This window comes from Longimicrobiaceae bacterium (genome assembly GCA_035936415.1).
In the GTDB taxonomy this organism is placed as follows: domain Bacteria; phylum Gemmatimonadota; class Gemmatimonadetes; order Longimicrobiales; family Longimicrobiaceae; genus JAFAYN01.
Window position 1 is genome coordinate 1 of sequence record DASYWD010000330.1, and the last position, 24,879, is coordinate 24,879.

Here is a 24,879-nt window from a genome sequence, read left to right on the forward strand (position 1 = left end):
GCTCGGCGGCGGCCGGCGCGGAGCCGCCCGGCGCCTGCGGGGGGACGGCCGCGGTCTGCGTGGCGCACCCGCCGAGCGCCAGCAGGATGGCGGCGGCGGGCCAGAGGCTGGTACGGTTCTTCATCCGGTGTGCTCCGGGAAGCGGGTGGAGGGAAGAGGACGAACCGGCGCCGGGAAGGCGTGCAGCGGCCGAGACGAGGCGGTCTGCCTCCGGGTCGAACTCCGGGAACGATTCCCGGAACCTGGAGAGCCCCGCGGGAAGAGACCGCCGACGGCCCGTTCGATCTCGTCGATGTCGGCCATGCGGGGGAATTTACGTTTCCCGCAGTAGCCGAGCAATGCGGGTCCGGCAGCCCCATGGCACAGCGGCGGGAAGCGCCGCTACCCGCCCCCGAGGTAGGCGAAGCGCAGGGCGAAGAGCGCGGCCAGCACGTACACCAGCGGGCTGACCTCCCGCGCCCGTCCGGCGAGCACCTTGATCACCGGGTAGGTGATGAACCCCAGCGCCAGCCCGTTGGCGATGGAGAAGGTGAGCGGCATGGCGACCAGCGTGACGAAGGCGGGGACCGCCTCGGTGGCGTCGTCCCAGGAGACGCCCAGCGCCGCCTTGAGCATCAGGCTCCCGACGATGATCAGCGCCGGGGCCGTGGCGACCGCGGGGACCGCCGCCGCCAGCGGGGAGAAGAAGACCGCGAGCGCGAAGAGTGCGCCCACCGTGACCGCGGTGAGCCCCGTCCGCCCGCCCTCCGCCACGCCGGTGGCGCTCTCGATGTACGCGGTGACGGTGGACGTCCCCAGCGCCGCGCCCGCGGTGGTCGCCACCGCGTCCGCCATGAGGGCGCGCTTGGCGCGGGGCAGGTCGCCCTCCGGCGTGAGGTACCCCGCCTGCCGGCCGAGCCCCACCAGCGTCCCCACGCTGTCGAACATGTCCACGAACAGGAAGACGAACACCACCTGCAGCAGCCCCAGCCCCAGCGCGCCGGCCACGTCCATCTGCAGGAAGGTGGCGCCCGCGTCCGGGATGGCGACCAGCCGCGTCGGGGGCCGGGCCACCCCGGTGAGGTAGGCCCCGGCCGCCGTGGCGACGATCCCGAGGATGACGGCGCTCTTCCACCCCCGCGCCATGAGCGCCGCCGTGAGGACCAGCCCGCCCAGCGCCAGGAGCACGGGGGGCGAGGCGACCTCGCCCAGGGTGACGAAGGTGGCCGGGCTGGCGGCCACCACCCCGGAGTTGCGGAGCCCGATGAAGGCGATGAAGAGGCCGATCCCGCCCCCCGTGGCGAGCTTGAGCGTGAGCGGGATGGCGCGCACCACCAGCTCGCGCACCCTCCCCACCGTGAGCACGATGAAGACGACGCCGGAGATGAACACCGCCCCGAGCGCCGTCTGCCACGGCACCCCCATCCCGATGACGACCGAGTAGGTGAAGTAGGCATTGAGCCCCATCCCCGGCGCCAGCGCGAAGGGGTAGTTCGCCAGCACGCCCATCAGCACCGAGCCGATCGCGGCGGAGACGGCCGTGGCGAAGAGCGCCCCCTCCACCGGCACCCCCGCCTCCCCCAGGATCTGCGGGTTCACCGCGAGGATGTACGCCATGGTCAGGAAGGTGGTGAGCCCCGCCTCCACCTCCCTGCGCACGTCGGTCCCGTGCGCACGGAGGTGGAACCACCGCTCCAGCACCCCCGCCCCGCGCGCGCTCGCCATCGTCACCGTCCCGTTCACCGTTCACGCCGACCCGCGGCCCCCGGCGGCCCGCCGCATGGATCGCACCGGGCGTGCCCGGGTGCTGCGTGACGCTCGTGGAGCGGCCTGCTCGGGAGGCGTGTCGAAGGGTGCGGCCCGCCGTACGGCCGATGCTGCCGGCGGGAGCCCGGCGGAAGACGCGGGTGGTGACGACGTTACTCGCCGGCGATGATCTCCTGCAGCACCCTCGCGGCACGGGGATCCTTCGACTGCGAGAGCCAGAAGACCGCCTTCTTGCGGAGGTGAGGATCGCGGTCGCTGCGGGCGATCGAGATCAGCTTGTCGAGCGCGGCGGGCTCCGGACGCTGCGAGAGGACGAAGATGACGTGCTCTCGCATCGGGCGGTCCTGGGCGCGGTCGTACACGTTGACGATCTCCGCCGCCGGGGCGCCCGATTCGCTCGCCCAGAAGAGGGCCTTCTTGCGCATCTGGATCGGCTCGCCCGCTTCGAGGGCCACTCCGAGAAGCCAGCGGTCGTTTCCCTGGCCGCGCATCTGCGAGAGGGAGAACAGGGCCTTCTCCTTCAGCTCCGGGCGGTCCAGGCGCCGGTAGAGGTCGCGGAGGTAGGCGACGTTCTCCGCGGAGCGGTTCTCGTGCAGCCAGAAGATCGCGTTCGCCCGCAGGTCGACGGGGAGGTCGCTCTGCTCCGCGGCCTCCCGGAGGAGCCGGGCGGCGCGGGGGCTGCGGTGGCGGGAAAGCGCGAACAGGGCCTTCTCCCGGATCCTGGAATCGCTCGACGTCCGGAGGATCTGCTCCAGGGTGGCGACCGCGCGCTCGGTGGGGATCTCCGAGAGCCAGAAGACCGCCTGCTCGCGGACCCGGCGGTCCGGATCGCTGCGCGCCACGTCGAGGAGGAGGCTCTCCGTGTCGGCAGTGCGCTTCTCCGCCACGAGGAAGACCGCCCGCTCGCGGAGCTTCGCGGAGCAGGCGTCCCGCCGCGCGAGCACCTGCCGGAGGATGGGAAGCGCCTGCTCGGCGTTCATCTGCAGCAGGGCGTTCAGCGCGGCGGTGCGGACCTCGTCGCGCTCCTGGGGGCACGACTCCGCGGTCCTGGAGGCCTGCCGGCTCACCTGCTCTGCCGCGCCCGCGTCCCCCAGGCGGGCCAGCTCGCCCCGCACGCGGGTGACGAGCACGTCGGCGTCCCCGCGGCTGGCCGCGCGCGGATGGGCGCCCCGCTGGCTTTCCAGCCGCTCCAGGGCGGCGCGGAGGTTGGCGCTCCCCCCGATCCTGTAGAGCGCGAAGGCCTCCCAGTAGTACGCATCGGGCGTGTACGCCGAGCGGGGATGCCGGTCCGCGATCTGCCGGAAGAGCTGGGCGGCCCGGCGATAGTCGTTCTGGCTCAGGGCGGTCCGGGCGGTACGATACAGTGCGTCGGCCGGATCCTGGGGATGGCGCGCTGGCGGCGGATCTTCCGGCCCGTCCGAGAAGGCCCCGGGCGCGGGAGGCGCCGGTGCCACGTGCGCCAGGGCGTCGGTCGAGGCCAGGGCCGCGGCGAGCGCGAGCCACGTAATGGCGTGCTTCACGGATCTCTCCTCAGGTCGTAAGGGCCGGGGGGCCGGCCGGAATCGCGCCTCGCAGCCGCGGAAGGACGTCCCTCCGCTCGATCGCGTCCTTCACCAGGCCCAGCTCCTCTTCGACGACCGCCTCCGGAGCGGTTCCGGCCGGAAGCTGGACGATCTGGGCCAGGACCATCTCCAGGTCCTCCAGGAGGAGGCGGAGCTCCGGGTCCGCGGCGGCGCGGGAATCCAGGAGCAGACGCGTGGTGGAGAGGAGCTCCCTCGCCCAGGCGACGGTCTGCTGGTCGACGGAGCCCGCGGCCGCCTCGGTCCGGGCGGTGGTGAGGAGCACCTCCACCCGGCTCAGGTGCTGGGTAGCCGCCACGTGATGGGCCGCTCGCGGCGCGGGGGCGGGCGCGCCGACCGCGACCGCCGACGGCCGCTCCGCCCCGACCGTGAGCCGGCCGATCGAGATCCCCATCAGCAGGACGGCCGCGACCCCCGCCCCCCACCAGACCCGCTGCCGGAGGCTCGCCCTCCGCCGCATCCGGAGCTCGTCCGCGGACCGGGCGCGCTCGATCCCTGCCCAGATCTCCTCGCGTGGGGTTTCCGGTGGGACGTGATATTCCTGCGCTGCCCGGTGCAGGAGCTCATCGAACGATTCGTGGTTCACAGCACAAACTCCTTTGCCAGGTCCGCGAGCTGCTCGCGGAGCTTCGCACGTGCCCGGGAGAGCATCGCCTTCGACGTCCCCTGCGCGATCTGCAGCGCGGAGCCGATCTCCTCGTGCGTGTAGCCTTCCATCTCGTGCATCACGAACACCGCGCGGTACCGATCGGACAGCGCGTCGAGCGCGCTCTTGAGCCGGGCCCTCAGGCGCGGCTCGCCGACTCCCGGACCGACGGCGATCTCCGGTGCCTCGTCCAGCCCCATCTCCCGCTGCCGGTCCCGCCGCACCTTCCTCAGACCGTTGATGATCACCGAAGCCGCGACCGAGTGCAGCCAGGTCGAGAGCGCCGCCTCCGCCCGGAAGCTCGGCAGACGGGTGAACGCCCGGATGAACGCCTCCTGGGTGAACTCCTTCGCCAGCTCCTCGTCGCCCGTCATGCGGTACGCGAGCCGGAAGATGCGATCCACGTGCGCGTCGTACAGCGCACGCTCTGCGACCGGATCTCCGCTGAGAACGCGTCGGATCAGCTCTTTTTCGTCCACCCGGCCGGCCCGTTCGAGGAGGGAGTCAAGCGCCTGCTCGTGGGATAGGACACACGCCCGGCGAGAAGGGTTGCAGTCGCCCCTTCGAAGATGCGCTGCAACCCTTCCCGGCCTGGCCGTGTCGTACGTTTGAACCCGGAATCACCCTGGCACGGAGCGAAGAGCGCATGAAACGGTTGCAGAGGTCCCTCGTGGGCGCCCTGGGGCTCGCCCTTCTCCTCCCCTTCGGCTCCGCCCATGCCCAGGGGATCGCGGAGCAGGTCGCCCGTGTGGGGGACGGCGTGGTGCGGATGAGCTTCCCATCCCGCCCGGGGGTGTGCGGATCCGGGAGCGGGATCGCCATCCGCGATCCGCGGACGGGGGACGGCACCAACCTCATCCGCTGGAGCTTCCCCGGCGGAGGCCGCGACGGGGACCTGGTTTGCGAGCCTGGCCCGGTACGCGTGGAGCTTCGCGTGGCCGGAGGACAGGTGACCGGCATGCGCACCACCGTGGGCGGGGGCGACGAGCCGGCAGGGAGAGACCTGGGGATGGTCTCCCCGGCGGCCGCCGTCGAGTACCTGATGGCGCTGGCCGCGCAGGCGCCGGGAGAGGTGGGGAAGGAGGCCGTCGTCGCCGCGGTGCTCGCGGAAGGTGCGCCCGTGCACCCTCAACTCCTCCGCCTGGCGGCGCGACCGGAGGCCGCCGCGAAGACGCGGAAGCAGGCGGTGTTCTGGGCCGGACAGACCGGTGCTCCCGTCGGAGATCTCGCGCGTCTGTACGCGGCTGCCTCCGAGCCCGAGGTGCAGGAGCAGGTCATCTTCGCGTATTCACAGCGAAGGGATCCGGAGGCCGTGCGGGAGCTGCTCCGTATCGCGCGCGCGGACGGCGACGTGCGGCTGCGGAAAAAGGCGGTCTTCTGGCTGGGGCAGGCCGCGGGCCGGGAGGCGACCCGCGAGCTGGGAGGAATGGTGGAGGAGCAGGGGGTACCCACGGAGGTGAAGGAGCACGCCATCTTCGCGCTCTCTCAGCGTCCGCGCGACGAGGCCGTCCCGGCGCTGATCCGGATCGCGCGGGAGAACCCGAATCCCAGGCTCCGGAAGCGGGCGATGTTCTGGCTGGGGGAGACGGGCGACCCGCGCGCCGTCGCGTTCTTCGAGGAGATCCTCCGTCACTAGCGCCGCCGCGAACGGTTCGACGGCGGAGGTCCTGAGCGCGGCACCTCCTGCGAGCACGAAAGCCGCACGATCGTGCGGCTTTCGTCGCATGCGATCGAGGAAGCGCTTGGTGCAGCCGCCCGGGCTACTGTCTCACGCCCTCCAATCCCAGCTCGCCCGCGATTCCCCGCATCGCCTCGATCACGAACTGCGTGTGCTCCTTCAGGTCCTCGCCCAGGAGCTCCACCGCGTGCTGCACCTCCTCGCGGCTCACGCCAGCGGCGAACGCGCGGTCCTTGAACTTCTTGAGCACGGAGCTGGCCTCCAGGTCCATGATGGACTTCGAGGGGCGCACCAGCGCCGCGGCGGTCACCAGCCCGGTGATCTCGTCGCACGCCCAGAGGGTGCGGTCCAGCAGCGTCTCCGGCTGCACCCCGGTTCGGGCGGCGTAGTGCGCCTCCACCGCGTGCACCAGCTCCTCCGGGTACCCGCGCTCCCGCAGGATCCGGGCGCCGTAGAGGGGGTGCTCGTCCGGGTGCTCCTCGTAGTCGAAGTCGTGCAGGAGCCCGGCGGCGCCGAACAGCTCCTCGTCCTCGCCGAAGCGGCGGGCGTAGGCGCGGCACGCCGCCTCTACGGAGTACATGTGGCGGCGGAGCGATTCGCTCTGCACGTGGGCGTGCATGAGCGCGCCGGACTCCTCGCGCGGGGGAAGCTGGGCCATGATCTCGCGTCGGGTGGACGGCCGGTGCGCGCCGGGGGCGCGGCCCCGGGCAGGGCGGCCAATCTACGCCACCCCCCGCCCCGGCGAAAGCGAAGGGCCGCACGCCCGGGTGCCGTCGGCGTGGTGGGGCACTTCTGTCCCACCACGGCAGGCAGAATCGTTGCGGCGCCGCGACTTCCGTACGACGGCGCCTGCGGGCGGCGGCCCCCCAAGCGGCCTCCCGCAACGCTTTGCGGGCGATCGTGGGAACATCCGGATCGCGGCACGTGATGTGAACCAGCCCTCGCTTGCCTGAGACGGCGCGATGCCGCTCTCGGCGAGCTCTTCCGCCACGGGCTCCATGCGCCCGGAGTGCACCGCTTCCGGGCTGGTCCACGCACGAGAGGAGGCATCATGAGTAAGCGCTTACCTGGGCTCCTGGGGATAGCGATCCTCGGCGCATTCACCGCGGCCGGATGCACGGACCAGCCTCTCACCGGCGTACCAGCGCCCGAGGACGGGGCGCGCGCGGCGACCGTCGAGATGTGCGAGGTGATCGACTTCGACCAGTTCCGCCACGGCGACGCGGTCACCTCCGTGTCGCTGCCGACGCTCGGGCTCACCCTCAACGTTTCCACGATGCGCTTCGCCGATCCGGGCGGGGGCTCGGCCGGAGCGGTCAGCGCCCGAGCGTTCGAGACCGACGGGCTGAACGACAACCCGTTCGGCCCCGGCTCGGTGGTGGTGGAGGACGACGACCTGCAGTGGCGGGGGGAGGACAACCCGTTCGGGGGGGAGACCGACGACGGCGGCGAGTGCGCGGGCTGCGAGGGGCTCGGACGGCTCCTGGTCATCCCCGACGACCGCCCGTTCGTCCCCTGGGGCGACGCAGTCTGGGGGGGAACCATCACCTTCTCGGGCAACTTCTCGGGCGGCAGCTACTACCTGCAGTCCTTCATCGCGGTGGACATCGACGCCAGCTCGCCGGGGGTCCGGCTCCTGGTGGACGGAACGCAGGTCGCCCAGTCCGCGAACCTCGGAAACGGAAGCGTGCAGACGGTGGCCGTCGGCACCCCGCACACCATCGGCAGCAGCTTTTCCTTCCAGCTCGGCACCGAGGTGGCGGACACCCGTACCGGCTCGGGCGCCATCGACGGGATCCGGATCTGCAGCCTCCAGAACACGGGCGGCGAGGGTTGCACGCTGGGCTACTGGAAGCAGCAGCACCACTTCGACTCGTGGGTCGCGACCGGGTTCGCCCCGGCGCAGACGCTGGAATCGGTGTTCGACGTGCCGGACACGTTCGGCCTCGACAACGTTTCGCTGGCGAGCGCGCTGGAGTTCAAGGGCGGGAGCGACGCGACCGCGGCCGCGCGGCTCCTGCTCAAGCAGGCCGTCGCGGCGCTCCTCAACGCGGCGCACCCGGACGTCGACTACGAGCTGACTACCGCCCAGGTCATCGCGCAGGTGAACGCGGCCCTGGACACCCGCAGCCGGAGCACCATGCTCGCCCTGGCCAGCCAGCTGGACGGCTTCAACAACGCGGGCTGTCCGCTGAACTGACGGAGTCCGTGAGTGCGAAGTGCGAAACGGCGCCCCTACCGGGAGATCCCGGTGGGGGCGCCGTCGCGTGAGGGATGCGAGCCCGAAGGGGCGAGACGCGGGGCCGTTTCCGCGGCTCGCCGCGGTTACGCACGGTCGTATCGTGCGTTACCGCGCCGCAGCCCGGCCCCCGCGCCAGCGGGGGACACGCCCGACCGGGCAGTTCAAATCAGAACTCCGCCGAGCCGGGAGTCCTGGGGAACGGGATCACGTCGCGGATGTTCTGCATCCCGGACGCGTACATGATGGTGCGCTCGAACCCCAGCCCGAACCCGGCGTGCGGGACGGTGCCGTAGCGGCGCAGGTCGCGGTACCACCAGTACGGCTCCTTCGGGAGCCCCATCTCTTCCATGCGGGCGTCCAGCACGTCCAGCCGCTCCTCGCGCTGGGAGCCGCCGATGATCTCGCCGATCCCGGGGGCGAGGACGTCCATGGCGGCCACGGTGCGGCCGTCGTCGTTCAGGCGCATGTAGAACGACTTGATCTCCTTGGGATAGTTCATCACCACCACCGGCCGGCCGACGTGCTCCTCGGTGAGCCAGCGCTCGTGCTCGGACTGCAGGTCCAGCCCCCACTCCACCGGGAACTCCCACTTCCTCCCGGACTTCTGCAGCGCGTCCACGGCCTCGGTGTAGCTCATCCGCTCGAAGCTGGACTCCACGAAGCGCTCCAGCCGCTCGACCACGCCCTTCTGGATGCGTTCGTCGAAGAACTTCATGTCGTCCGCGCGCTCCTCCAGAACCACTCTGAAGATGTACTTCAGGAAGTCCTCGGCCAGGTCGGCGTCGTCGTGGAGGTCGGCGAAGGCGATCTCCGGCTCCACCATCCAGAACTCGGCCAGGTGGCGCGAGGTGTTGGAGTTCTCGGCGCGGAAGGTGGGGCCGAAGGTGTACACGTTGGAGAGCGCCTGGCAGTACGCCTCCACGTTGAGCTGCCCGGAAACCGTGAGGCTGGCGGACTGGCCGAAGAAGTCCTGCGAGAAGTCCACCTCGCCCTCCGGCGTGCGCGGGAGGTTCACCAGGTCCAGCGTGGAGACGCGGAACATCTGCCCCGCGCCCTCGGCGTCGCTGGTGGTGATGATGGGGGTGTGGATCCAGAGGAACCGCCGCTCGTCGAAGAAGCGGTGCACCGCCATGGCGAGCGTGTGCCGCAGCCGCGTGACGGCGCCGAAGGTGTTGGTGCGCGGCCGGAGGTGCGCCACCTCGCGCAGGAACTCGAAGGAGTGCTGCTTGGGCTGGATGGGGTAGGTCTCGGGGTCGTCCACCCACCCCAGCACCTCTACGGAGGTGGCCTTCACCTCCACCGGCTGCGGCCGCCCCGGCGTGGGGACCAGCTCCCCCGTCACGGCCACGGAGCAGCCCGCGGTGAGGCGCTGCACCTCGCTCGCGTAGTTGGGGAGGTCGCCCCCGGCCACCACCTGGATCGCGTCGAAGGACGACCCGTCGTGGACGTTGACGAAGGAGATCCCCGCCTTGGAGTCGCGGCGGGTGCGGACCCATCCCTTCACCGTGACCTGGTTGCCCGGCTCGACCTTTCCCTGCAGGAGGTCTGCGATCAGCGTACGCGGCATTTGAACGAAGTGCGTGAGTGCGTGAGTGCGTGAGTGCGAAACCGGGCTCCCGCCGTTCTCCCCTCCCCCCTCCGGGGAGGGGCCGGGGGAGGGGGTCCTACGCCCGCTCCGGGTGCGGCGCCGAGGGGCAGTGCTCCGCCAGGGTGCAGCGCTCGCAGTGCGCCCTGCGCGCCGTGCAGACGGCCCGGCCGTGGTCGATCACGCGGTGCGTGAAGACCACGCGGGACTCGTACGGGAGCAGCTTGAGGAGGTCCACCTCGATCCGCTCCGGGTCCTCCTCCCGGGTGAGGCCCAGGCGCGCGGCGATGCGCTTCACGTGGGTGTCCACCACCACCCCGTCCGCCTCGCCGAAGGCGATCCCGCGCACCACGTTGGCCGTCTTCCGCCCGACGCCGGGGAGCGCGACCAGCGCCTCCATGTCGCGCGGGACCTCGCCGCCGTGCCGCTCCACCAGCGCGCGCCCCAGCCCGATCAGCGCCTTCGCCTTGTTGCGGTAGAAGTTGATGGCGCGGACGGCCTGCTCCATCTCCTCCTGCGTGGCGTCGGCGTAGTCCTGCGCGGTGCTGTACTTCGCGAAGAGCGCCGGGGTGACCCGGTTCACCATGGCGTCCGTGCACTGCGCGGAGAGCACGGTTGCCACCAGCAGCTGCAGCGGCGTCTCGTGGTCCAGCGAGCAGCGGCTCTCCGGGTAAAGGGCGGCGAGCCCCTCAAGGATCCGGGCGGTGCGCTCCTGCCGCGCCGCCTTGCTTTCTCTTGGCAAAGTGCTCCTCGACCGCTTCCAGTTCCCACGTGTTCAGCACCTGCGGCGCGGCCAGCCACCCCTTGCGGGCGGCGTTCACGCCGTAGGCGACGTTGTCCAGCCCGCCCGTGGAGTGGGCGTCCGGGTTGACCGGGACCAGCACCCCCCGCCCGGCGGCGTAGCGCACGTGCCGCCAGTCCAGGTCCAGCCGGCTGGGGTCGGCGTTGATCTCGATGGCGACGCCGTGCTCCGCGGCGGCGTCGATCACCGCCCGCACGTCCACGGCGTAGGCGTCGCGGTACAGCAGGACGCGCCCCGTGGGGTGCCCCAGCATCGTCAGGTGCGGGTTGGAGACGGCCCGGACGAAGCGGTCCGTCATCGCCTGCTCGCCCATCCCGAACTGCGAGTGGACGGAGCCCACCACGTAGTCGAAGCCGGCGAGGAGCTCGTCCGGGTAGTCCAGCCGCCCGTCCGGGAGGATGTCGCACTCCGTCCCCTTGAAGAGGCGGAAGCGCTCCGCGCCCGCGCCGCCGTGCGCCGCGTTCCAGGCGTCGATCTCCCGCTGCTGCTTCCGGGCGGCGGCGGGGACGAGCCCCCCGGCGTACGAGGCCGAGCGGGAGTGGTCGGCGATCCCAAGATACCGCCACCCGCGCCCGCGCGCAGCCTCCGCCATCTCCGCGAGGGTGGCGGTGCCGTCGGACCAGGTGGTGTGGCAGTGGAAGGTGCCCCGCAGGTCGGCGGTCTCCACCAGGCGGGGGATGCGCCCCTCGGCCGCCGCGGCGACCTCGCCCATCCCCTCGCGCAGCTCCGGCGGGACGTACGCCAGGCCCAGCGCGGCGTAGAGCGCCGCCTCGTCCGGAAGCGGGACGGCTTCCCCGCCCCGCCACAGCCCGTCCGCGTCCAGCCGCAGCCCGCGCGCCTCCGCCCGCGCCTGCAGATCCGCGAGGTGCGCGGCGCTCCCCGTCTCCCGGGCGACGGCGGCGACGAAGCGCTCCGGGGCCACGCAGCGGAGGCGGACCTCCACCCCGTCGCGGAGGCGGAGCGTGGAGCGCCCCTCCGCCCCCGGGGCCGCGCTGCCCCCCGCGTCCTCCAGCGCCAGGAACGCCGCCACCACCCGCTCCGGCTCCGCCGAGGCGGCCACCAGGTCGACCGTGGCGACGGTCTCCATGCGGCGGCGCAGCTCCCCGGCGATCTCGGCGGCGGCCACGGCGGGATGGGCGCGCAGCCACTCCAGGAAGCGGACCGCCAGCTCCATCCCGCGCGGGTAGCGGCGGCGCCCGGCGGAGGCGCGCACGAAGGCGAGCCCCTGCAGCACCCTGTCCTGCGTCTTGCGGCCGAAGCCGGGGAGCGCCGCAATGGTACCGGCGCGGGCGGCGTCTTCGAGCTGGTCCAGCGACTCCACGCCCAGCTCGGCGTACAGCGTCCGGACGCGCCGCCTTCCCAGCCCGGGGATGTGGAGCAGGTCGTGCACCCCCACGGGGACGCTGGCGCGCAGCCGCTCGTGCTGCGTGGAGCGGCCGGTCTCCAGCAGCTCGGCGATGGTGTCCGCGATGGCGGGGCCCACGCCTGGGAGGGTGGTCAATTCCCCGGCGCGGGCCAGCTCCGCCAGGTCCGCCGTAGTGCCCTCGAGCGTGCGGGCGGCTGCGGAGAAGGCCCGGGTGCGGAAGGCGTTCTCCCCCGCCAGCTCCCCGAGCATGGCGATCTCCTCCAGGACCGCCGCGACCTCGCGCGCGTTCACTCCGCCGCCGCGCCGCCGTCCGCCTCCGCCAGGGAGACGCGGTGGAAGGGTAGGCGGGAGAGGGGGGCGGTTCCGGGGCGCTCGGCGGCGCGGCGCTCCGCCGTCTCGTGCCGCGCGACGTGGCCGGGGTGCGCGTCCACGTACCAGAGCGCGCGCCCCACCAGCCGGAGCGCCTCCGTCACCGTGACAATGGAGTACAGCCCGGCCATCTCCCCGCCGGGAAGCACGCTCTCGAAGTCCGTCCCCTCGTCGCGCCCGGGCCCCTCCGTCCAGGTGGCGGGGATCCCCGGCCCCACCTCCGTGTCGAAGTGGATCAGGCTGAGCCCGGCCCGCTGCCCGTGGATCCCCAGCACCATCAGGACCTCCAGCGTGTCGTACGGCTCGCCGTCGGCGTCGGTGTGGCGCGCGCAGCAGACGAAGAAGCCGTCCACCGGCTCCGCCTGCGCATCCGCCGCGACGCTGGCCCAGAACAGGTTGGGCGGGAGCTGCACGTACGCGGACTCGGCGGGGAGCCGCAGCTCCCAGCCGCGCAGGTCCGGCGAGGCCTCCACCAGGTAGCGCGCCACGGCCGGCTCCAGCACGTAGGTGCGCTTCCCGAACCGCCAGAAGTTGAAGGCGTGATAGAAGAAGATCCGGTACTGGTCCAGCGAGTCCGGCGACGCCTCGGCCGGCACCACGTCGCGGACCGCCTCCGCGGCGCGCGTGAGGAAGGCGAAGCGCTCCGGGTGCGCGGGGTCCACCCCCTGCGCCTCCGCTTCGTCCTGGATCGCGGGGAAGGTCCTCCCCTCGATCGCCGGCTCGTCGAAGACCAGCTCGTACGGCGTCAGCCGCGCCAGCCCGGCGGTGCTGTTGTCACTCACTCGGTCACCTCGGCGCGTGGTGGGTCACGGATCGTCCGGGACGCCATGCAAGGAAAGTGCGTGAGTGCGAAAGTGCGGAAGTGCATCGCGGCGGCTGCGGGCTCAGCGCGATGCGTCGGGCTCGTCCTCGCCCCCTTCGTCGGCTGCCACCCGGACCAGGGATTCCAGCACCTCCGGCTTGCGGCCGGAGAGCGCGGCGCGGAAGGATTCCCATGCCCCGCGGCGGCGCACCAGGACCACGATGACGTCGCCCTTCGGGGCGTGCACGTCGTCCAGGGTGACGAAGTGCACGTCGCCCAGCGGGGAGGGGAGCGGGAGGGAGATGGGCTTTCCGTCCCACTCCAGCTCCACGGGGGTGCCGGCGCGCACCTGCTCCGCCGAGACCTCGCACTCCAGGAAGACGTCGCCGCTCACCTCCCAGGCGCCGGGGCCCGCGGGCTCGCCGGAGCGGAAGAAGAAGGGCTCGAACTCCACCCCCTCGCGCCGGGCGAAGTTCTGGTCGTCGGCGTAGTCGCGCACCTCCAGCTCGTCGTCCAGCGCCAGCGATTCCAGGTGATGGCGTACCTCGTGGGTCACGGTCTCCCAGACCTCCTCATCCCAGTCCCAGTCGTCCTGCATCCGGGACAGACGGAGGAAGGAGCCGTAGTAGAGGACCACCATCGAGCGCACCTCCCCCGCCCCGCCCCACTCGGTGGGATACGTCTCGGTGAGGCACTCGCCCAGGGTGTAGACCTCCGGCAGCTCCGGGTGCGCGACGGCGCGGCGCTCCACCAGGAGCCCGTCGACCCCCTCCCTGTACTCGGGGGGGATCTCGTCGAACACCTCGTGAGCGCGCCGCTCGAACTCCGCGAAGGTCATACCGGATCCGGGTACCACGAAGATGACGACCGGGAGGCGGGGGGAGGGTCCGCAGGCGGGCGTATGTGTGAGCCCGCGCTGCACTCACATCTCGCCCCGCCGGCCGGGCGAGTTACGCACCGCCGGAGGAGCCTCCCCCCGCCGACCCTGCGCGACATAGCCGGGTTCGGGGCCACGACGCGGCGCGGGGCGGCGGATGCTCCCGCCGCCCCGCGCACCCCGCCTCCGCCGACGGCTACGGCCGCGTCGGGGCCAGCCGCGCGATCCACAGCCCGGAGTTCAGGTCGGAGGCGTACACCAGCTCCCCGCGCGGATGGACGTCCAGCGTGAAGGGGAGGTTCGGCCGGTAGCCGCGCCCGTCCGCGGTGGGGAGCACCCCGACCTCGCGCCCGTGCAGCTCACCCCGCAGCTCGCCGGAGACGTCCAGAGCGCGGAGGCCGCCGTTGTGGAAGGCGGCGTAGAGGGTGTCCCCCTGCACCTTCAGGGCGCTCACCCCGGCCCCGGAGACCTCCCAGCGCGCCACCTCCAGCGGGCGCTCCGGGCGGCTCACGTCCAGCACGTGCACGTAGCCGGCGGTCTCCATCGGGCGGTCCAGGTTCACCCGCTGCGGGAAGATCTTGTCGCCCACGAACACGTATGCGTTCCCGGCGGCGTTGGTGTGCGGCACGGCGGCGGCGGTGTTCCCGTACTCCTGGCGCCGCCAGGTGACGCGGTAGCGGAACTGCGACACCAGCTCCGGCTTCGCGGGGGTGCCGCCCTTGACGCCGTTCCCCACGTCCAGGATCACCAGCCCGTCGTTCCAGTGGGAGAGGTACGCCAGCCCGTCCCGGACCGCCACGTCCTCCAGGTGCTTGTCGGGCTTGGGGAGCCCCCAGCGGCCGATCTCCCGCGGGTCGCGCGGGTCGGCGAGGTCGATCACGTGCAGCTCGCCCGTGCCGGCGTTCACCGCGTAGAGCAGGCTGCCGTCGATCGCCACGCTTTGCACGCCGGCGGTGACGGTCTCGAAGTAGTCCGCCGCCACCTTCGGGTGCGCGGGCTCCGCCAGGTCCAGCACGACCAGGCCGTCCCGCTTGCTCCGGGACTGCTGCCGGGTGAGCACGGCGAGCGTCCCCTCGGGGTTCACCGCCACGTCGTTGACGACCTTGGCGTCCACCACCACCGAGTCGGTCAGCACGGGCGCCGCGGGGTCGGTCACGTCCCAGACGTAGACGCGGTCGCCCTTGCACCCGGAGCACCCGCCCCAGGTGCCGGTCAGCGCGTAGTCGCGGCCGTCGGGCCCCCGGAACGCCGCGACCCCCGTAGTGCGGGTGGCGCTGACGACGCCGCGCCCCACCGTCTCGAAGCGCCCCGACGCTGGCTGCCCCTGCGCGGCGGCGGCGGGAGCGAGCGCCGCGGCCAGCAGGGCGGCGGTGAAGACGGATCGGGCGATGCTGCTCATGCGCGTTCTCCGGGGTGGTGCGGGTTCAGGGGATCGAGGGCGGCATCCCGCCCGGAGGCGGCTCGCCGCGCGCCTCGACCACGGTGCGGCGGGCGATCCAGCCGTTCAGGGCGACGAAGCAGCCGATGGCGATGGCCCACTGGACCAGCACCGTTCCCACGTTGAAGGACGAGAAGGGTGTGAAGGTCGCCCCCAGGTCCGCGGGGTCCACGGCCTGGTACAGCCACCACCCCATGAGCACGACGGCCTGCACGAGCACCAGGTAGATCAGCGCATCCCACCAGGCCCCCACGTGCATCACCCCCGGCTGGTTGTTCACGAAGCTCTCCCGGAAGCGCCGCACGCCGTAGCGGACCACCGCGAAGGCGAAGAAGAAGCCGGAGAGCATCAGCCCCACGCCCCAGACGAAGTCCTGGTTGTCGAACACCGCCATGGAGAGCGCCGAGGGGATCCCCATGAGGAAGCCGACGCCGCCGATGACGCGGATCGCCTTCGGCCGCTCCATCCCGCCGTCCACCAGCACCCGCGTCGCCAGCTCGATCATGGAGATCAGCGAGGTGACGGCGGCGAAGGCGAGCGCCAGGAAGAACACCGAGGTCAGCAGCCTCCCCAGCGGGAGGGTGTTGAAGATCTGTGGCACCCAGATGAAGGTGAGCCCGTTGTTCCCGCTCCCCAGCACCGCCTCGGAGACGCTGCGCCCCTCCAGCCCGCCGGTGGCGCGGGCGATCTCCAGCCGCGTCTCCACCGGCACCGCCCGGTTGGCGAAGAAGCCGCGGACCGAGTCCGGGTGGACGGCCACCCCCAGCCGCTCCGCCGCCGCGGCCGCGCCGGGCTCCGCCAGCCGCGACTCCAGCTCCGACTGCAGCCCAGGGTACGCGGTCAGGCTCTGTTCGAACCCCACGGGCGTCTGGGAGATCCGTTCCGCGAGCGACGGACCGACCGAGAACACGGTGCAGATCACCATGATCCCGGCGAGGATACTGATGGAGTTGTTGCCGATCCCCAGCAGGAAGGCGTTGGAGGTGGTGTTCTCCTGCTGCCGCGCGTACACCGCGTAGGTGAGCGCCAGCCCCCACCCGGCCCCGGTGTCCCAGGCGTTCTGCGTCAGCGCCTCCAGCCAGATCCGCGCGTTCCCCAGCTGCGAGAAGTCCGGGGTGAAGAGGAAGGCCAGCCCGTCCCCCGCCCCGGGGAGGGTGAGCGCCCGCACCGCGAGGAGGACCACCAGCACGAAGAGCGAGGGGAGGAGGAGGCTGGTGACGCGCTGGATCCCCCTCACCCCCCGGGAGACCACCCACACGCCGAAGCCGATGGCGACGGCGTGGGTCACCACCGCCCACAGCGTCTCCGGGTAGCGCGACCAGAGCGCCCCCGGGATCTCGCCTTCCAGCTCCCCCGTGACCGCCGCCCAGAAGTAGCGCAGCGTCCACCCGGAGACCACGGAGTAGTAGAACATGATGGCGGTGGCGCACCACGCCACCCACGCCCCCATCCAGGCGTACCCCCGTCCGAGCAGCTTCGAGAACGCCCCCACCGCCCCGTAGCGCGTCCCCTTCCCCATGGAGAACTCCACGATGAGGAGGGGGATGGACCACATGAAGAGGAAGATGATCCAGGGGATCAGGAAGGTGCCGCCGCCGTTCGCCGCCGCGATCCGCGGGAACCGCCAGATGTTGCCCGTCCCCACCGCCATGCTGAGCATGGCGAGGAGCATGGCGGTGCGGGAGGTGAAGGTCTGCTGGGGGTGTCCGGCCAAGGGCACCGTCCGGTCGGAGGGTGAAGAGCGTGGTGGCGGGAGGGAGGATTATACGGAGGCTGCGGACCGGCGCGCAACGAACGACGCCGCCGGTCCGCAGGCGGGCGGCGTCTACGGCGCCGCGTCTTCCGGGGCACCACGGAACCGGGCGTCGTAGTCGGCCAGGGCGGCGGTGATCACCCGCTCGGTGTGCTCGCGGCCGTACACCTCCTGGGCAACGGCCGTAGCTCCCGGCGCACGCCGCACTTGACGGCCCCGTGGAAATCCAGCAGCTTTGTCTCTGCTCCTCGATATTTTCCCTTTCGTCCCGCCCGGATGCACAGGCTCTGGCTCCTCGCCGCCCTGCTCCTCGCGCTGCTGCCGACCCCGGCGGCGGCGTGCGAGCGGGCGCCGGTGCCGGAGAAAGAGCACTACGTAGCCGATCCCGGGCACTACGCCGGCGACCAGTTCCGGGCGGGGAGCGGCGTCGAGCTCGTCGCCCCGCGCGAGCAGGGCCGGGGTCCGGGGAGAGGCCCCACCGGCGTCCTCCCCGACCTGGAGGCGCGGGACGCGCGCTCGCTTCGTCCCGCCTCCTCTCCGGCGCGGGACGGAGCCCTCCCCGCACCGGACGGCTGCACCCCGCTCTGCGAACGGCTCCCCTACCAGGCTACCGCACCTCCCCACCGCGGCTAGCACCCCCACTCGACATCCGCGCGCGCCGGAGAGCTCCGGCGCCGCGCCCCAGCACCGACCCGCGGCGACCGCGGCGGGGACGGGTGCGTCCGTCCGGCCGGATCCACTCCCGCCGGGGGCGCTCCGCGTCCGCCCGGCCGTGTGCTCCCGCGAGGTTACACCCTGACGGGAGAGCCGCCATGGACCGGATCCAGGGCCTCGCCGGGCTGTTCCTGCACCTGGACGCGCACCTCGCGGCCGCCGTGCAGCAGTACGGGACGGGCACGTACGTCCTGCTGTTCCTGATCGTCTTCGCCGAGACCGGGCTGGTGGTGACGCCCTTCCTCCCCGGCGACTCGCTCCTTTTCGCCGCGGGAGCGCTCGCCGCCACGGGCGCGCTGGAGCTCCCGGTCCTGCTCGCCGGTCTCTTCGTCGCGGCGGTGGTGGGAGACGCGGTCAACTACCAGGTGGGGGCACAGGTGGGGCTGCGGGCGTTCCGGCCGGACGCACACATCCTGAAGACCGCGCACCTGGAGCGGACCACGCAGTTCTACGAGCGGCACGGCGGGAAGACCATCGTCATCGCCCGCTTCGTCCCCATCGTACGCACCTTCGCCCCCTTCGTGGCGGGGGCCTCGCGGATGAGCTACCCCCGCTTTGCGCTCTACAACGTCGTGGGAGCGTTCGTGTGGGTCTTCTCGCTCACGCTGGCGGGATACCTCTTCGGCAACCTCCCCCCGGTCAGGGACAACTTCGGGGTGGTGGTGATCGCCATCGTCCTCGCCTCCCTCGTCCCGGCCGTTGTGGACTTCGTCCGCCACCGGCGCCAGGTACCCCCTCTCACGGAAGAACCCACATGAGCAGCAGCGCAGGACCGTCCAACGAGGCGTGGGGGAGCCGGATCGGGCTCATCCACGCCATGGCGGGGAACGCCGTCGGGCTCGGCGGCTTTCTCCGGTTCCCCATGCAGTCCAGCCCTTCACGCGAGATGTCCCGATGACCGCCGGAGCCGTCGTCTTCATGGCCGCCAGCTGGGCCTTCGTACTGGGCCTCACCTTCTGGTCCTTCGCGAAGATCCTGCGCGCCCGGAAGCACTTCGACCCGGACGGGATCGGGCCGGCGGTCCCGCCGGAGCCCGCGCAGACCGAGCGCGCGGCGCCACGCTGAGCGAGTCCGCGGCCGCGGGGGAGATGGCAGTCCTCGGCGGAGGGAGTCGAAACACGAGAGCGGATCCGGTGGGCCCGGATCCGCTCTCGTGTCCTGCTGCCGGCGTGGGCGTCAGCGCAGCCGCTCGGAGACGAACTCCACGATCTGCTCCTGGTCCACCCGCACCTGCTCCATGGTGTCGCGGTCGCGGATGGTGACTGTGCCGCTCTCCATCGTCTCGCCGTCCACGGTGATCCCGAACGGCGTCCCGGCCTCGTCCTGGCGGCGGTAGCGGCGGCCGATGGCGCCGGACTCGTCGTAGAAGCTGGGGATCCCTCGCCGGCGCAGGTCCTCGTGGATGGCGACCGCGCGCTCCGGCATGCCGTCCTTCTTCACCAGCGGGAAGACGCCCACCTTGATGGGGGCAAGCGAAGGCTTAATGCCCAGCACCACGCGCGTCTCCCCCTCCACCTCCTCCTCGCGGTAGGAGTTGAAGAGCACGGCCAGCGTGATGCGGTCCGCCCCCACCGAGGTCTCGATGATGTAGGGGAGGTAGCGCTTGTTCTGCGCGGGGTCGATGTACTCCAGCCGCTTCCCGGAGAACTCCTGGTGGCGGCGGAGGTCGAAGTCGGTGCGGTTGTGGATCCCCTCCACCTCGCCCCACCCGTCCTCGCCGATGGTGCCGCCGAAGCGGAACTCCACGTCGCCCGCGGCGCTCGCGTAGTGCGCGAGCTTCTCGTGCGGGTGGTAGCGCAGACGGTCCTCGGAGAGGCCCAGCACCTCCCGGTGCCAGCGGAAGCGCGCGTCGCGCCACCGCTCGAACCACTCCGCGTCCGTCCCGGGCTCGACGAAGAACTGCATCTCCATCTGCTCGAACTCGCGGGTCCGGAAGGTGAAGTTCCCCGGGGTGATCTCGTTGCGGAACGCCTTGCCGATCTGCGCGATTCCGAAGGGGACCTTCTGGCGGGCGGAGGTCTGGACGTTCAGGAAGTTCACGAAGATCCCCTGCGCCGTCTCCGGGCGCAGGTACACGGTGGCCGCCGCGTCCTCCACTGGACCCATGAAGGTCTTGAACATCAGGTTGAACTGGCGCGGCTCCGACCACTTCCCCGTCACCCCGCAGGAGGGGCACTGGATCGCCGCCGGGTCGCTCGTCCCGGCCTGCTCCCGGAGGGTGTCCTCGCGGAAGCGGCGGTGGCAGTTCAGGCACTCCACCAGCGGGTCGCTGAACTCCGCCACGTGGCCGGAGGCCTCCCACACGCGCGGGTGCATGAGGATGGCCGCGTCCAGCCCCTCGATGTCGTCGCGCTCGTGCACCATGCTGCGCCACCACGCGTCCTTCACGTTGCGCTTGAGCTCCACGCCCAGCGGGCCGTAGTCCCACACGGAGCCGGTGCCGCCGTAGATCTCGGAAGACTGGAAGACGTAGCCCCGCCTCTTGCACAGCGAGACGAGCTTGTCCATCACGTCGGTGTCGGCCATGACTTGCCTGGTCGGAAAGCAGGGGATCGCGCGAACGGGTCGGCGGCGGCGCCGCTCGGGCGGGGATATTAGCGGCGGCCTCCATGCGAGGCAAATCCCGGCCCGCCTTGCCTGCCGGCCCCGCCCTTCCTACTATGTTTCGTCGTCCGCTTCACCCCCTCCTGTCACTCCTCCGAACAAAGCCCATGCGCAGACCTCTCCTCTCCGTCGCCTTCGCGGCGGCGGCTCTCGCTCTCGTTCCGGCCTCCGGCTCGGCGCAGGACTACCGGTCCACCGTACTCTCCCAGCTCGACGCGGCCGCCCGCCCCGTCGTGAACAGCGGCTTCCGCCAGGACGGCGACGTGCTCAGCAGGGACGCCATCGTGGGGATGCTTGCCCCCGGGACCAGCGCCTTCATGGAGCTGAACCTCACGCAGGGCACGAGCTACTTCATCGCCGCCGCCTGCGACAACGACTGCAGCGACATGGACCTCCGCATCTTCTCCGCGGACAGCACCACTCCGGTAGCGGAGGACACCAAGGACGACGACTACCCGATGCTCACCTTCGTCGCGCCCAGGACCGGGCGATACATGCTCGCCGTCGACATGTCGAAGTGCAGCGGGAGCATGTGCTACTACGGATATCGCGTCTTCCGGAAGTAGCCGGCCGCCGGTCCCGCGCCGACGAAGGGGGCGGCCCGCGCGGGCCGCCCCCCTTTCGCGTCCGCCAGGCAGGCCTAGAGCGAGGCGCCGACGATCCCGAAGCCGATCGTGGCGGCCGCCGCGGCGATCGCCGCGTAGGGAATCTGCGTGCGGACGTGGTCGATGTGGTCCGTGGCCGCGGCCATCGAGGAGATGATGGTGGTGTCGCTGATGGGCGAGGCGTGGTCGCCGAAGATGCCGCCCGAGAGCGACGCCGCCACGAACGGCGCCAGCGGAAGCCCGAGCGCCGCCGCCGCGGGGACGGCGATGGGGAGCATGATGGCGAAGGTCCCCCAGCTCGTCCCGGTGGCGAAGGCGACGAACGCCCCCACCAGGAACACCAGCGGGAGGAAGAGCGCCGGGGAGAGCGTCCCGGAGACCACCTCCGCCACGTACCTCCCGGTCCCCAGCGCCTTCGCCACGTCGGCCAGGGCGAGGGCGAGGAGCAGCACCAGCGCCAGCCCCACCAGCCCCCCGGCCCCCCGCAGCCCCGTCTTCGTGAGCGAGTCCACGGTCGCGGAGCGCTGCGAGATGAGGAGCACCCAGGCCGTCGCCAGCCCGGCGAGCACCGCCCACAGGACGCTGGTGGAGCCCGACCCCTCGCGCATGTCGCCGTTCCCGGTGACGTACAGGAAGAACGGCATGGACACGACCATGGCCGCGATGGGGAGGATCATGTTCAGGGCGCGCGGCTTCGCCTCGGCGCGCATCGCCTCCGGGGCCAGCGCGTCCGGATCGAGCATGGGGGTGGCGCCCTCCCAGAGGAGGCGCCCGCCCGCCGTCCGCTCCTCGGCCCGGCGCATGGGCCCGATGTCGAGCCCGGTGACGGCGACCGCCCCGGCCATGAGCACCGTCGCCAGCGCGTAGAAGTTCAGGGGGATGGAGGCGACGAAGACGCCGAGCGGGTTCGCCACGCCCAGCTCGCCCAGGATTCCCAGGATGTACGCGCCCCAGGCGTTCAGCGGGATCAGGATGCAGATCGCGGCCGAGGTGGCGTCCACCAGGTACGCCAGCTTCTCGCGGGAGATGCGGAAGCGGTCGAAGAGCGGCCGCCCCACCGAGCCGGCCACGAGCACGGTGATGTTGCTCTCGATGAAGATGGCGCACCCCGTGAGGAACACCAGCAGCCGCGCGCGCCGCGGCGTCGTCACCCAGTTGCGCTCCTCCAGCTCGCGCACGAACCCCTTCACCCCCCCGAACGTTTCCACCGTCGCGATCAGCGCGCCGATGACCAGGGTGAAGAGAAGCACCTCGGTGCGGTCCACCGCCGTGAACACGCCCACCGTCTCCCCGATGGAGCGGCCCAGCCCCGCCAGCGGGTTCCACCCTTCCAGGATGGTCCACCCCAGGAAGATCCCCGCGGCGAGCGAGAGGTACACCTGCCGCGTCCAGATGGCGAGGGCGATGGCGAGGACGGGGGGGAGGAGCGAGATCCAGCCGGGCTCGATCGGCGTCTGCATGCGCGGGGAACGCAAGGGGCGAGAGGCGGCGCGCGGGAGCGCGCAGGAGAAGCTTCTTCGGAGATCCGGCGAAGATAACGCGCTCCCCCCCGCCCCGACAGCCCGCACTCCCGCACTTTCGCACTCCGTCCCGGGAACAGCGCTGGCGTATCCCCGTACTACCCTGCATTCTGTCTCGAATCGCCCCGGAGGCGCCGCCGGCCGGGAGCATCCACTCCAGCAGGGAACGACATGACGATCCGGCTCCGCTCCGCCGCCGTCGGGCTTTCCGCGGCCGCGGTCCTCGCGCTGGCCCCCGCCGTGGGCGCCCAGCAGCTCACCCTGGAGGGCATCTTCGCCCGCGGAGAGTTCGCCGCGGGGAGCTTCCACCCGCAGTGGTCCGCCGACGGGCAGAGCTTCGTCGTCGTGGAGACGGACACGCAGACGCAGGCGTCCGACGTCTGGACGGTGGGGATCGACGACGGCAAGCGCTCGCGCCGCATCCAGGGCTCCAAGCTGCGCGTGGACGGCCAGACCGACCCCATCCAGGTCGAGGAGATCGCCTGGACCGCGGACGGGAGGCGCGCGCTCGTCTACACCAACTCGCAGCAGGTCTGGCGGCAGCGCACCAAGGGCACCTACTACGTCTACGACCTGGAGTCGGAGCGCCTGGTGCCGCTCAGCCGCGGCGAGGGGTGGCAGCAGTTCGCCAAGATCTCGCCGGACGGGACGCGCGTGGGCTTCGTCCGCAACAACGACCTCTTCGTGGTGGACCTGGCGACCGGGAGGGAGACGCAGCTCACCCGCACCGGGAGCGACACCATCATCAACGGCACCTTCGACTGGGTGTACGAGGAGGAGCTGGGGCTGCAGGACGGCTGGCGCTGGAGCCCGGACGGGAAGCGGATCGCCTACTGGCAGCTCAACCAGGCGCCGGTCCCCGTCTTCTCCTGGGTGAACGACCTCGCCGGGCAGTACTCGGTCCCCGTGGGGCTCCGCTACCCCAAGCCCGGCGAGCCCAACTCGCGCGTCCGCATCGGGGTCGTCGACGCGGCGGGGGGCGAGACGCGCTGGATGGACACCGGCGAGGCCGAGTACCTGGCCCGCATGGACTGGGCGGAGTCGCCCGACGAGCTGGTGATCCAGCGGATGAACCGCCTGCAGAACCGCATCGACGTCCTGCTCACCGACGCGAACACCGGCCGCAGCCGCGTCGTGCTCACCGACACCGACTCGGCGTGGGTGGACGTGGACGACGACCTGACCTTCGTCCGCGGCGGACGCGAGCTCATCTGGAGCAGCGAGCGCGAAGGATACAACCAGCTCTACCTGTACGGGCGCGACGGCCGCCTGATCCGGAAGCTCACCCGCGAGCCCTGGGACGTCACCCAGGTGAACCGGGTGGACGAGCGCGGGGGGTGGGTCTACTTCACCGGGACGGGCGGGAACGCCGCCGAGCGCCACCTGTTCCGGGTGAAGCTGGACGGCTCGGGGCTGCAGAAGCTGACCCGCGAGCCGGGGACGCACAACGCCACCGTGAGCCCGGACGGGCGCCGCTTCGTGGACGTGTACTCCCGCGCCGGGGTGCCGGCGGTGAGCCGGCTGCACAACGTGGACGGGTCCGTGATCCGCACGCTGCGCGACAACGCGCGGGTGCAGGCGAACCTCGCGGCGGCGAAGCTGAGCCCGCCGGAGTTCTTCCGCATCCGTACGCCGGACGGCGCGGAGATGAACGCGCTGATGATCAAGCCGGCGGACTTCGACCCGGCGAAGAAGTACCCGGTGCTCTTCTACGTGTACGGCACCCCGGGGGCCCAGACGGTGACGAACGCCTGGGGCGGGAGCCGGTACATGTGGCACCAGCTCCTGGCGCAGAAGGGGTACATCGTCATGAGCGTGGACACCCGCGGCACCTCCAACCGCGGCCGCGCCTGGGAGAAGACCGGGTACGGGCGCCACGGCGTGCAGGTGACGGACGACCTGGTCACGGCGGCCCGCTACGCCGCGTCCCTCCCCTACGTGGACGCGAGCCGCATCGGGATGTGGGGGTGGAGCGGCGGCGGCTACACCACCGGCCTCTCGCTGGCGCGCGGCGGTGAGCTGTTCAAGGCGGGGATCTCGGTGGCGCCGGTGACGGACTGGCGGCTGTACGACAACATCTACACCGAGCGCTTCATGGGCCTCCCGCAGCAGAACCCGGCGGGGTACGACGCGACCTCGGTGGTGAAGCAGGCGGAGGGGATCAAGGCCAGCTACCTGCTCATCCACGGCACCGCGGACGACAACGTCCACTTCCAGAACTCGGTGCAGCTCGCGGACGCGCTGCAGCGGGCCGGGAAGCAGTTCTCTTTCATGCTGTACCCGAACAAGAACCACGCCATTCCCGGCGCCCAGACGCAGCTGCACCTGTTCACCCTGATGACGGACTGGCTGGAGCGGAACCTGTAGTCCGGCGGCCGCACGGCGCGTGAAGCGAGAGGGGCCGCTCCGATCCACGGGGCGGCCCCTTCTCCATGCCGCCGCGGACGGCGCACCAGCCCGCGGGAAAAACCGGACTTTCGGGTGATCCCCGAAGGTGTTGCGGTGTAACAGGGTGGACGGCGGTGCGCGGGCGGAGGAAAACGGAAAACCCA

Annotated in this window: 23 protein-coding genes; 8 read left to right on the forward strand and 15 right to left on the reverse strand. The window is 71.8% G+C overall.

The window, feature by feature from the left end:
* Positions 1-381: 381 nt before the first annotated feature.
* The 4 genes from VGR37_13445 to VGR37_13460 form a co-directional block, all read right to left on the reverse strand.
* Positions 382-1,704: an NCS2 family permease gene (locus VGR37_13445; GenBank protein ID HEV2148401.1), complete on the reverse strand. Its 1,323-nt coding sequence runs from the start codon at positions 1,702-1,704 to the stop codon at positions 382-384.
* 194 nt (positions 1,705-1,898) lie between these two features.
* Positions 1,899-3,266, reverse strand: a complete 1,368-nt coding sequence (locus VGR37_13450; GenBank protein ID HEV2148402.1) for a HEAT repeat domain-containing protein — start codon at positions 3,264-3,266, stop codon at positions 1,899-1,901.
* Positions 3,267-3,276: 10 nt separating this feature from the next.
* A complete protein-coding gene (locus tag VGR37_13455) occupies positions 3,277-3,786 on the reverse strand; it encodes a hypothetical protein (protein ID HEV2148403.1) in 510 nt (169 codons plus the stop codon).
* 122 nt (positions 3,787-3,908) lie between these two features.
* A complete protein-coding gene (locus VGR37_13460) occupies positions 3,909-4,451 on the reverse strand; it encodes an RNA polymerase sigma factor (protein HEV2148404.1) in 543 nt (180 codons plus the stop codon).
* A gap of 167 nt (positions 4,452-4,618) precedes the next feature.
* On the opposite strand from VGR37_13460, the gene VGR37_13465 reads away from it, so the two are divergent.
* Entirely contained in the window at positions 4,619-5,608 is a 990-nt protein-coding gene (locus VGR37_13465; GenBank protein HEV2148405.1) for a HEAT repeat domain-containing protein, read from the forward strand.
* Between the two features lie 124 nt (positions 5,609-5,732).
* On the opposite strand, the gene VGR37_13470 is transcribed toward VGR37_13465, so the two are convergent.
* A complete protein-coding gene (locus VGR37_13470; protein HEV2148406.1) occupies positions 5,733-6,308 on the reverse strand; it encodes an HD domain-containing protein in 576 nt (191 codons plus the stop codon).
* Between the two features lie 393 nt (positions 6,309-6,701).
* On the opposite strand from VGR37_13470, the gene VGR37_13475 reads away from it, so the two are divergent.
* Entirely contained in the window at positions 6,702-7,850 is a 1,149-nt protein-coding gene (locus tag VGR37_13475) for a hypothetical protein (protein ID HEV2148407.1), read from the forward strand.
* A gap of 208 nt (positions 7,851-8,058) precedes the next feature.
* Here the strand turns inward: VGR37_13475 and asnS are convergent, their stop codons facing one another.
* From asnS to VGR37_13515, 8 genes are all read right to left on the reverse strand, one after another.
* Positions 8,059-9,459 (reverse strand): asparagine--tRNA ligase, encoded by a 1,401-nt coding sequence (gene asnS / locus VGR37_13480; GenBank protein HEV2148408.1) that lies wholly within the window; start codon positions 9,457-9,459, stop codon positions 8,059-8,061.
* Between the two features lie 97 nt (positions 9,460-9,556).
* Positions 9,557-10,219: an endonuclease III gene (gene nth, locus VGR37_13485; GenBank protein HEV2148409.1), complete on the reverse strand. Its 663-nt coding sequence runs from the start codon at positions 10,217-10,219 to the stop codon at positions 9,557-9,559.
* Positions 10,167-11,936 (reverse strand): DNA polymerase/3'-5' exonuclease PolX, encoded by a 1,770-nt coding sequence (polX, locus tag VGR37_13490; GenBank protein HEV2148410.1) that lies wholly within the window; start codon positions 11,934-11,936, stop codon positions 10,167-10,169. Before polX ends, nth begins: the two co-directional genes overlap by 53 nt.
* Positions 11,933-12,796, reverse strand: coding sequence for a hypothetical protein (locus VGR37_13495; protein HEV2148411.1), 864 nt, complete (start codon positions 12,794-12,796; stop codon positions 11,933-11,935). The genes polX and VGR37_13495 overlap by 4 nt, the downstream gene beginning before the upstream one ends.
* 102 nt (positions 12,797-12,898) lie before the next feature.
* Complete coding sequence (locus tag VGR37_13500; protein ID HEV2148412.1) at positions 12,899-13,654, reverse strand: metallopeptidase family protein; 756 nt, start codon at positions 13,652-13,654, stop codon at positions 12,899-12,901.
* 235 nt (positions 13,655-13,889) lie between these two features.
* The gene (locus VGR37_13505; GenBank protein ID HEV2148413.1) at positions 13,890-15,092 is read right to left on the reverse strand and encodes a hypothetical protein; all 1,203 of its coding nucleotides are present in this window, start codon (positions 15,090-15,092) and stop codon (positions 13,890-13,892) included.
* Positions 15,093-15,117: 25 nt separating this feature from the next.
* Positions 15,118-16,845, reverse strand: coding sequence for a sodium-dependent transporter (locus VGR37_13510; GenBank protein HEV2148414.1), 1,728 nt, complete (start codon positions 16,843-16,845; stop codon positions 15,118-15,120).
* A 111-nt stretch (positions 16,846-16,956) separates the two neighbouring features.
* Positions 16,957-17,091: a hypothetical protein gene (locus tag VGR37_13515; GenBank protein ID HEV2148415.1), complete on the reverse strand. Its 135-nt coding sequence runs from the start codon at positions 17,089-17,091 to the stop codon at positions 16,957-16,959.
* A gap of 69 nt (positions 17,092-17,160) precedes the next feature.
* Between VGR37_13515 and VGR37_13520 the strand changes: the two genes are divergently transcribed.
* From VGR37_13520 to VGR37_13535, 4 genes are all read left to right on the forward strand, one after another.
* A complete protein-coding gene (locus VGR37_13520; GenBank protein ID HEV2148416.1) occupies positions 17,161-17,517 on the forward strand; it encodes a hypothetical protein in 357 nt (118 codons plus the stop codon).
* Between the two features lie 179 nt (positions 17,518-17,696).
* Complete coding sequence (locus VGR37_13525; GenBank protein HEV2148417.1) at positions 17,697-18,356, forward strand: DedA family protein; 660 nt, start codon at positions 17,697-17,699, stop codon at positions 18,354-18,356.
* Positions 18,353-18,496 carry a hypothetical protein gene (locus tag VGR37_13530; protein ID HEV2148418.1) on the forward strand — a complete coding sequence of 48 codons (144 nt, stop codon included), beginning with the start codon at positions 18,353-18,355 and terminating at the stop codon, positions 18,494-18,496. Before VGR37_13525 ends, VGR37_13530 begins: the two co-directional genes overlap by 4 nt.
* Entirely contained in the window at positions 18,493-18,663 is a 171-nt protein-coding gene (locus VGR37_13535; protein HEV2148419.1) for a hypothetical protein, read from the forward strand. The genes VGR37_13530 and VGR37_13535 overlap by 4 nt, the downstream gene beginning before the upstream one ends.
* Before the next feature lie 111 nt (positions 18,664-18,774).
* On the opposite strand, the gene VGR37_13540 is transcribed toward VGR37_13535, so the two are convergent.
* On the reverse strand, positions 18,775-20,124 hold the full coding sequence (locus VGR37_13540; protein HEV2148420.1) for a glycine--tRNA ligase: 1,350 nt from the start codon (positions 20,122-20,124) through the stop codon (positions 18,775-18,777).
* Between the two features lie 185 nt (positions 20,125-20,309).
* Between VGR37_13540 and VGR37_13545 the strand changes: the two genes are divergently transcribed.
* Positions 20,310-20,768: a hypothetical protein gene (locus VGR37_13545; GenBank protein ID HEV2148421.1), complete on the forward strand. Its 459-nt coding sequence runs from the start codon at positions 20,310-20,312 to the stop codon at positions 20,766-20,768.
* A 74-nt stretch (positions 20,769-20,842) separates the two neighbouring features.
* Here VGR37_13545 and VGR37_13550 read toward each other — a convergent pair whose 3' ends face one another.
* Complete coding sequence (locus VGR37_13550) at positions 20,843-22,267, reverse strand: Na+/H+ antiporter NhaC family protein (GenBank protein ID HEV2148422.1); 1,425 nt, start codon at positions 22,265-22,267, stop codon at positions 20,843-20,845.
* Between the two features lie 231 nt (positions 22,268-22,498).
* Here VGR37_13550 and VGR37_13555 point away from each other — a divergent pair, with 231 nt between their 5' ends.
* The gene (locus VGR37_13555; GenBank protein ID HEV2148423.1) at positions 22,499-24,694 is read left to right on the forward strand and encodes a S9 family peptidase; all 2,196 of its coding nucleotides are present in this window, start codon (positions 22,499-22,501) and stop codon (positions 24,692-24,694) included.
* Positions 24,695-24,879: the final 185 nt, after the last annotated feature.